The sequence below is a fragment of the Pseudomonas sp. genome (genome assembly GCF_050739655.1).
In the GTDB taxonomy this organism is placed as follows: domain Bacteria; phylum Pseudomonadota; class Gammaproteobacteria; order Pseudomonadales; family Pseudomonadaceae; genus Aquipseudomonas.
This window is the reverse complement of record NZ_JBOIBY010000201.1, coordinates 1-7,959: the sequence shown is the minus strand read 5'-3', so window position 1 is coordinate 7,959 and position 7,959 is coordinate 1. Positions and strand designations below refer to the sequence as shown.

At 56.9% G+C, this 7,959-nt stretch carries 10 protein-coding genes; 7 read left to right on the top strand and 3 right to left on the bottom strand.

Annotated elements, in window-relative coordinates:
* Positions 1–11: 11 nt before the first annotated feature.
* Positions 12–1,070, top strand: coding sequence for a recombinase RecA (gene recA, locus ACRESJ_RS09645; protein WP_056856170.1), 1,059 nt, complete (start codon positions 12–14; stop codon positions 1,068–1,070).
* An 8-nt stretch (positions 1,071–1,078) separates the two neighbouring features.
* Complete coding sequence (gene recX / locus ACRESJ_RS09640) at positions 1,079–1,546, top strand: recombination regulator RecX (RefSeq protein WP_431757706.1); 468 nt, start codon at positions 1,079–1,081, stop codon at positions 1,544–1,546.
* Between the two features lie 43 nt (positions 1,547–1,589).
* On the opposite strand, the gene ACRESJ_RS09635 is transcribed toward recX, so the two are convergent.
* Positions 1,590–2,708: a TIGR00730 family Rossman fold protein gene (locus ACRESJ_RS09635; protein ID WP_431757705.1), complete on the bottom strand. Its 1,119-nt coding sequence runs from the start codon at positions 2,706–2,708 to the stop codon at positions 1,590–1,592.
* A gap of 494 nt (positions 2,709–3,202) precedes the next feature.
* Here ACRESJ_RS09635 and ACRESJ_RS09630 point away from each other — a divergent pair, with 494 nt between their 5' ends.
* Positions 3,203–3,400 (top strand): hypothetical protein, encoded by a 198-nt coding sequence (locus tag ACRESJ_RS09630; RefSeq protein ID WP_431757704.1) that lies wholly within the window; start codon positions 3,203–3,205, stop codon positions 3,398–3,400.
* Here ACRESJ_RS09630 and ACRESJ_RS09625 read toward each other — a convergent pair whose 3' ends face one another.
* A complete protein-coding gene (locus ACRESJ_RS09625) occupies positions 3,401–3,823 on the bottom strand; it encodes a PA3611 family quorum-sensing-regulated virulence factor (protein ID WP_431757703.1) in 423 nt (140 codons plus the stop codon).
* Between the two features lie 190 nt (positions 3,824–4,013).
* Between ACRESJ_RS09625 and ACRESJ_RS09620 the strand changes: the two genes are divergently transcribed.
* The 3 genes from ACRESJ_RS09620 (at position 4,014) to ACRESJ_RS09610 (ending at position 6,036) form a co-directional block, all read left to right on the top strand.
* The gene (locus tag ACRESJ_RS09620; RefSeq protein WP_431757702.1) at positions 4,014–4,757 is read left to right on the top strand and encodes a tRNA-uridine aminocarboxypropyltransferase; all 744 of its coding nucleotides are present in this window, start codon (positions 4,014–4,016) and stop codon (positions 4,755–4,757) included.
* 190 nt (positions 4,758–4,947) lie between these two features.
* On the top strand, positions 4,948–5,598 hold the full coding sequence (erdR, locus tag ACRESJ_RS09615) for a response regulator transcription factor ErdR (RefSeq protein ID WP_431757701.1): 651 nt from the start codon (positions 4,948–4,950) through the stop codon (positions 5,596–5,598).
* Positions 5,599–5,673: 75 nt separating this feature from the next.
* Positions 5,674–6,036, top strand: coding sequence for a diacylglycerol kinase (locus ACRESJ_RS09610; RefSeq protein ID WP_008060649.1), 363 nt, complete (start codon positions 5,674–5,676; stop codon positions 6,034–6,036).
* Here the strand turns inward: ACRESJ_RS09610 and ACRESJ_RS09605 are convergent.
* Positions 6,033–6,959: a LysR family transcriptional regulator gene (locus tag ACRESJ_RS09605; protein WP_431757700.1), complete on the bottom strand. Its 927-nt coding sequence runs from the start codon at positions 6,957–6,959 to the stop codon at positions 6,033–6,035. The two genes, ACRESJ_RS09610 and ACRESJ_RS09605, sit on opposite strands and share 4 nt — an antisense overlap.
* A gap of 139 nt (positions 6,960–7,098) precedes the next feature.
* Between ACRESJ_RS09605 and fpr the strand changes: the two genes are divergently transcribed.
* Entirely contained in the window at positions 7,099–7,878 is a 780-nt protein-coding gene (gene fpr / locus ACRESJ_RS09600; RefSeq protein ID WP_007947184.1) for a ferredoxin-NADP reductase, read from the top strand.
* Positions 7,879–7,959 lie beyond the last annotated feature (81 nt).

Sequence of the window (7,959 nt, the reverse complement as noted above, 5' to 3'; positions counted from 1 at the left end):
TGAGGACTTTAATGGACGACAACAAGAAGAAAGCCTTGGCTGCGGCCCTGGGTCAGATCGAACGTCAATTCGGCAAGGGTGCCGTAATGCGTATGGGCGATCAGGACCGTCAGGCGATCCCGGCCATATCTACTGGCTCTCTGGGTCTGGACATCGCTCTCGGCATCGGCGGCCTGCCAAAAGGCCGTATTGTTGAAATCTACGGTCCTGAATCTTCCGGTAAAACTACCCTGACCTTATCCGTGATCGCCCAGGCTCAAAAAGCTGGCGCGACCTGCGCATTCGTCGATGCCGAACACGCCCTTGATCCAGAGTACGCCGGCAAGCTGGGCGTCAATGTCGACGACCTGCTGGTTTCCCAGCCGGACACCGGTGAGCAAGCCCTGGAAATCACCGACATGCTGGTGCGTTCCAACGCGGTTGACGTGATCATCGTCGACTCCGTGGCGGCGCTGGTGCCGAAGGCTGAAATCGAAGGCGAAATGGGTGACATGCACGTGGGCCTGCAAGCCCGCCTGATGTCCCAGGCGCTGCGTAAAATCACCGGTAACATCAAGAACGCCAACTGCCTGGTTATCTTCATCAACCAGATCCGTATGAAAATCGGCGTGATGTTCGGCAGTCCGGAAACCACCACCGGTGGTAACGCGCTGAAGTTCTACGCTTCGGTTCGTCTGGACATCCGCCGCACTGGCGCGGTGAAAGAAGGTGATGAAGTCGTCGGTAGCGAAACCCGCGTCAAGGTTGTGAAGAACAAGGTCGCTTCGCCGTTCCGTCAGGCCGAGTTCCAGATTCTTTACGGCAAGGGCATCTACCTCAACGGTGAGATGATCGACTTGGGCGTTCTGCACGGTTTCGTCGAAAAATCCGGTGCCTGGTATGCCTACAACGGCACCAAGATCGGTCAGGGTAAAGCCAACTCGGCCAAATACCTGGCGGATAACCCGGACGTCGCCGCCACGCTCGAGAAACAGCTGCGTGACAAGTTGCTGTCCCCTGCGTCGGTAGCAGACGCCAAAGCTTCTGCGGTCAAAGAGACCGAAGACGACCTGGCTGACGCTGATATCTGATTGATCTGATGACCGCCGTACTCGATACACTCGTCGCGGTGCGGCGAACCGCAATGGACCTGCTCGCGCGACGCGAGCACGGTCGTGTCGAGCTGACGCGTAAACTGCGTCAGCGCGGCGCACTCCCTGAAATGATCGAAACAGCGCTCGACCGATTGACGGAAGAGGGCTTGTTGTCCGAATCCCGTTACCTCGAAAGCTTCGTTTCCTATCGTGCTCGTTCCGGCTATGGCCCTTTGCGTATTCGTGAAGAGTTGAACCAGCGTGGATTGCAGCGCGGCGACATCGAGCTCGCCCTGCGTGAGAGCGGCATCGACTGGCAGGAGCAACTTGCAGACACCTGGCAGCGCAAGTTCTCCGGGCAATTGCCAATCGACGCTCGGGAACGTGCCAAGCAAGGCAGGTTCCTGGCGTATCGGGGGTTTTCCATGGAAATGATCAGCCGCTTGTTAAGCGGCCGAGGGATGGACGAATGACTGAAGCGGCTCGCTATTTCGATAGCGGGCCGTTTTTTTGCCCTCACGTAACCTGAGACGGCGCACGCGTGCGTTGTTGTGCTTGAGGTTGGGATTGCGCCCAGTTTTCCGGAAGATTGATGTAATCCACCAGCGCTCGTAAACGACCGTGATCGCGGGCGTTGAACGTGAATGCCAGTCGCGCCAAGTGGCTGAACTGCGCTTCGTCGTGTTCCTCGTCACTGTAAGCGTACTGATGGAAGTGATCGCTCAGGCACAGGTCGGCGAATGCCTTCTGCATGTGTTCCAGGGCCTGTTCACTGAGTTTGTGGTTCATGCGAATCACGAACTGGTGCTTGAGCCAGCGGCTGGAGTGGAAGTTGCCATAGAACTGGTTGATATGCTCCACGGCCTCTTCGACGCTGTAGACCAGCTTCACCAGATTCATGTCGGTGGGCAGGATGTAGCGATTCTCCTCCAGTTGCTGCTGAATGAACTCCAGCGCTCCTTGCCAGAATTTGCCCCCGGGCGCGTCCAGAAGTACTACGGGAACCAGCGGGCTTTTACCTGTCTGGATGAGCGTCAGGACTTCCAGCGCTTCATCCAGAGTGCCAAAACCGCCGGGGCACAGGACGAGGGCATCGGCTTCCTTGACGAAGAACAGCTTGCGCGTGAAGAAGAAGTGAAAGGGCAGCAGGTTGGTCGTGCCCTGAACCGTTGGGTTGGCATGCTGTTCGAAGGGCAGGGTGATGTTGAATCCCAAACTGTTTGCCAGGCCGGCACCTTCGTGAGCGGCAGCCATGATGCCCCCACCGGCGCCGGTGATGACCATCATCTCTGAGCGTGCCAGCGCGGCGCCGAGCTCGCGCGCCAGGCCATACAACGGGTGTTCTATGGGGGTGCGGGCGGAACCGAAAACAGTGACTTTGCGTCTGCCCTTGAATTGTTCCAGCACCCGAAAGGCGTGCTCCAGTTCGCGCAGGGCTTGCAGGGTGATTTTGGCATTCCAGCGGGTGTGGTCTTCCTGGGCCATGCGCAGCACGGTCAGGATCATGTCGCGGTAGATCGGGATGTTCGGGCTGTTGGGCGAAACAAGGTTGAGTTGCTCTTCGACCTTGCTGATGAGGTCGTGGCCGCTTTCTTCAAAATGACGGCTCAGGAGGTCATTCGGTTGGTAAGGCATTCAACTTCTCCTTCTGCACAGAACCTTCGGCTTCGACCACGCAATCGTCGACGCCACGACACTTCATGTGTCGATGTCTGCCCAGGCCCATGCCTGGGCGATCCAGTTGTCCCGAATAGTCATCGGGCCATCCATTCAGGGGCTGTTTTTCCCTTGGGTGAAAGAATCGTTCGTACAGCAAAAAATATCTCGCGGGCGGCCCTTTTCCTGCCCTGAACAATTGAATGTGTGTACCTGAAATCTAGACCCTCGCGGTGATTTGCGCTTGTTTGATCATTGCGCCGCAAAGTCTTTCCTGGCAATCGCTTATTGACGATTTGCAAGGTGGTTTCACCGCTCGTCTGAACGCGAGCCGAGAGCCCCGCACTCTGATTTACTAAATTACAGGCGTGATACGACAACTTTGCGTCAAAGGCAGGGCGCACGGTACGAGCGGTAAGAGCGGTACAGGGATTGATCGCTCAACGAGAGCGAAGTGCAAGGAGGCGGAAGCCATGGCCAGAGTCATTCTGGAATTAGAGGTCGATACGCAACTGTATCGATTGCTCAAGTCATCAGCCGAGACCAATCATTTGAGTCTTGAAGAGGAGTGCTGCCGACGGCTTATGGCTGAGCGGCGTTCAAGTTACCTGCAGGCACTGCTGGCAGAGCTGCGCGCCGAGGATGAACAGCGGCGCGCAAATTCCGACTGATTACTTTTTCTTCGGCGTTGCTTTCGGGCAATCCGATTCCTGATAGCTCGCAGAACCGACCGCACGGTTAGTCTTCACCTCGGTAAAGTCGTAACGCATGATCGCGCCCTTGGCCATCAGCTTGCGGTAGGACGGGTTGTTGCACACAGACGCGCCAAGCTGGAAGTACACAGCTTTCGGGTCGGCACGCATCTTGTTGGCGTGGCTGCTTTGCACGCTCAAGTGGTTGACCAGCACATTGCCTTCGACGGTGTAGCCCTGATCGAGAATGTCTTCATTGATCGCCCGTGGCGTGCCAACGCTGCTTTGTGTGGCGACGTTTCGCAGCTCCCTGTTCAGATTCTGCTCACTCAAGGATGCAGCCTGAGCGTTGAAGGACGACGCCAGCACAATGGCAGCGGTAGGAACGATAAGGCGCAGCATGAAACTCTCCTGGGGCAGTGTGGGTGTTTTGACCCATCACGTGACTGTGCGTTCAGTGGCGGCGAATTATAGGGGAGGTAGCCTGGACGGTACAGGCTTGCCCCTGTCGGTCTGGTAAACTGCCGGCACTTTTGCCTTTGCGAGTGTTTTTTTTCGTGTCGACTTCACGTTTCTGCCGGCGTTGCCTGCGATGAGCCATGCCCCCAATGCGGTAGCCCGTCTGCGCGATCAGCGCGAAGACGAAGGCATCAAGCCGATTCAGGCCCGTGGCTGGCGGGCAACCCGTTGCCGCGCCTGTCGCGTGATCGAGAGCCACTGCCTGTGTGCCTGGCGCCCGCAGGTCGAGACACGCTCCGGCGTGTGCTTGATCATGACCAGCAAGGAAGTGTTCAAACCGAGCAACACCGGCTGGCTGATTGCCGATGTAGTGCGCGATAACCATGCGTTCATCTGGTCCCGTACCGAAGTGGATCCGCAGATGCTGGCATTGTTGTCGGATCCGCAATGGCAGCCATATCTGGTGTTTCCCGGGGAATATGTCGAGCCCGAGCGCGTGACCCACAGCGTAGCGATCGACAGCTCCAAGCGACCACTGTTCATTCTGTTGGACGCGACCTGGACCGAAGCCCGGAAGATTTTCCGCAAAAGCCCTTATTTTGACTCGCTGCCGATCCTCAGTCTGCTGCCCGAGAAATTGTCCCGATATCAATTGCGCCGATCCACGCGCAGCGAACATCTGTGCACAGCGGAAGTCGCGGCGCTATGCCTCGATCTGGCGGGCGATGAGCAGGCGGCATCGGCACTGGACGCTTATTTCGACGTGTTCAGCCAGCATTATCTCGATGCCAAGCGACAGCTCGAGATGAATGATGAAACGCCGGCACATGCCGAGTTGCTGCCATTTGTGCAGCGCCCCGCCCCGGTTCCGGCTTGATTGTCGCCCATACTGCAAAGAACTGTACTGGCCAGGTGGCTTGACCACCCCGGCTTCGCTGGGCATGCTTGGCGCCGATTAGGGTGCGGCCGAAATTTGATACGCCGTATGTATTGGTGTTGAACGTGCCCTGTGGGTGCAGCTGCGTGGCTGTACTTTGAGTTGTTTGAAAAACAGGATCATTTGAAAAATGGCCACATACGAAATCCTGATTGCCGATGACCATCCTCTTTTTCGCTCTGCATTGCATCAAGCGTTGACCCTGGGCCTCGGCCCGGATGTCCGTCTGGTGGAAGTGGCAAGCATTGCCGAACTGGAAACCCGCCTGACTGAAAAAGCCGATTGGGATCTGGTGCTGCTGGATCTGAACATGCCTGGGGCATATGGTTTTTCCGGCCTGGTGTTGTTGCGTGGCCAGTACCCGCAAATTCCGGTGGTCATGGTGTCCGCGCAGGAAGAGGCCACGATCATGGTCAAGTCCCGTGAATTCGGCGCCAGTGGTTTCATTCCCAAGTCCAGTGACTTGAGCGTCATTCAGAAAGCCGTGCGAGCGGTCCTTGATGGTGATGTGTACTGGCCGCCGCAAGCGTTCGAAGCCGTCAACGTCTCCGATGAGGCCAAGGCGGCCAGTGAAGGCCTTGCCAGCCTGACACCGCAACAGTTCCGGGTGTTGACCATGGTTTGCGAAGGTTTGCTGAACAAGCAGATTGCCTACGAACTGAGTGTTTCCGAAGCGACTATCAAGGCTCACGTCACCGCGATTTTCCGTAAGTTGAACGTACGCACCCGTACCCAGGCTGCTTTACTCCTGCAACAACTTGAGTCAATTTCCAGCCAGTAAGGGTTGGCATCTTCACGCTTTTTTGACTTTGGTTAATCTAGCTTTCCCACTCCTTTTTGGTCAGTTGCGTACTCTATGTCACCTTTCAAAGGCCAGACCGGCCTGAAACGCATCCTCAACGCCTCCGGCTATTCGCTGGACGGCCTGCGCGCAGCTTTCACCGGCGAAGCGGCATTCCGGCAATTGGTATTGCTCAATGTGATCCTGATTCCGCTGTCGTTCTTCCTGAACGTCAGCCGCGTCGAACAGGCCTTGCTGATTGCCGTATGTTTGCTGGCCCTGATCGTCGAGTTGCTCAACTCGGCGGTAGAAGCGGCCATCGACCGCATTTCCCTTGAATTGCATCCGTTGTCGAAAAACGCCAAGGACATGGGCAGCGCCGCGCAACTTGTGGCGTTGACCATGATCGCGCTGGTGTGGGCAGTGATTCTGCTTTAAGCGATCGTTGGCAGGACGATCTCGTCGCTGCGCTGAACCCCGGCGGTGAAGGCGCGGCACAGATCTAGGAACTCGCGCATCGCGGATGTCTGGTACTTCTGTTTGTGCCAGATGAAGTAGAACTGCCGCGCAAGGTCCAGATCCGGCGTTTCCACAGCCACCAGGCTGCCACGACGGAACGCATCCCGAAGCGCCAGCCGTGAAATACAGCCAATCCCCAGTCCGGACTCCACTGCGCGCTTGATCGCTTCAGTATGCTCAAGCTCCAGGCGGATGTTCAGCGCGCTGCGGTGATGGCGCATGGCTTGATCGAAAGTCAAGCGCGTGCCCGAACCTTTTTCCCGCAAAATCCAGGCTTCGTGGCTCAGTTCATCCATGGTCGCGGTGCCGCGCTTGGCCAATGGGTGTTGCGGTGCGCAAAACACCACCAGTTCATCCTCGACCCAACTTTGCACTTCAATGTCCGGATGACTGCAGTCACCTTCGATTAGACCCAGATCAATTTCATAGTGAGCTACTTGTTGCACGATGTTGGCAGTGTTCTGCACATGCAGCTTCACCTGGCTTTCCGGGTGAAGCTGCATAAAACTGCCGATCAGCAATGTCGCCAGGTAATTGCCAATGGTCAGCGTCGCGCCCACCGCCAGGGAGCCAAAGCCGGACTTGCCATTGAGCAGGTCTTCGATTTCCTTGGCCTGGTCGAGCAGAGCCACTGCTTGCGGCAACAATTGTTTGCCGAGGGCGTTCAGGCTGAGGCGTTTACCGGCACGGTCGAATAACTGGCAGCTGCACTGGCGCTCCAGTTCGGTGATGGAAGTGCTCGCCGCCGATTGCGAGAGGTTGAGCAGCCCCGCAGCACGGGATACGCTTTCCTGCTGGGCGACGGCGACAAATACTTGAAGTTGACGAAGAGTAAATCGCATATCGATATAACCGATAACCCTTATCTTAATAATCCAGTTAACAGATATTGTCGTCGCTATTAGAATGCGATGCAATTGCGCACCAAGGCTCTGGTCATTCAAGAGCAAGCGCAGACTAATCTCCAGGAGTCCCACGTACATGAGCAACATGAACCACGAGCGTGTCCTCAGTGTTCATCACTGGAACGACACTCTGTTCAGCTTCAAGTGCACCCGTGATCCGGGTCTGCGCTTCGAGAACGGTCAGTTCGTGATGATCGGCCTGCAACAGCCTAACGGCCGCCCGCTTATGCGCGCTTACTCGATTGCCAGCCCGAACTGGGAAGAGCATCTCGAGTTCTTCAGCATCAAGGTGCCTGATGGTCCGCTGACTTCCCAGTTGCAGCATCTGAAGGAAGGCGACGAGATCATCATCAGCAAGAAGCCTACCGGCACGCTGGTGCTGGATGACCTCAAGCCTGGCAAACATTTGTACCTGCTCAGCACCGGTACCGGTCTGGCGCCGTTCATGAGCGTCATCCAGGACCCGGAAACCTATGAGCGTTTCGAAAAAGTGATCCTGTGCCACGGCGTACGTTACGTCAACGAAGTCGCCTACCGCGAGTTCATCACTGAGCACCTGCCGCAGAACGAGTTCTTCGGTGAATCGCTGCGTGACAAGTTGATCTACTACCCGACCGTGACCCGCGAGCCGTTCGAGAACGAAGGTCGCCTGACCGACTTGATGCGCAGCGGCAAGCTGTTCAGCGACATCGGCCTGCCACCGATCAACCCGCAGGATGACCGCGCCATGCTGTGCGGCAGCCCGAGCATGCTCGACGAAACCAGCGAAGTGTTGAACAGCTTCGGCCTGAAAGTTTCGCCGCGCATGCGCGAGCCGGGTGACTACCTGATCGAGCGTGCGTTCGTCGAGAAGTAATAAACCCGCGACACTAAAGAGCCCGCGTGCCTCAAGGCACGCGGGCTTTTTCATGCCTGACGCAAACCTTTGTAGGAGCTG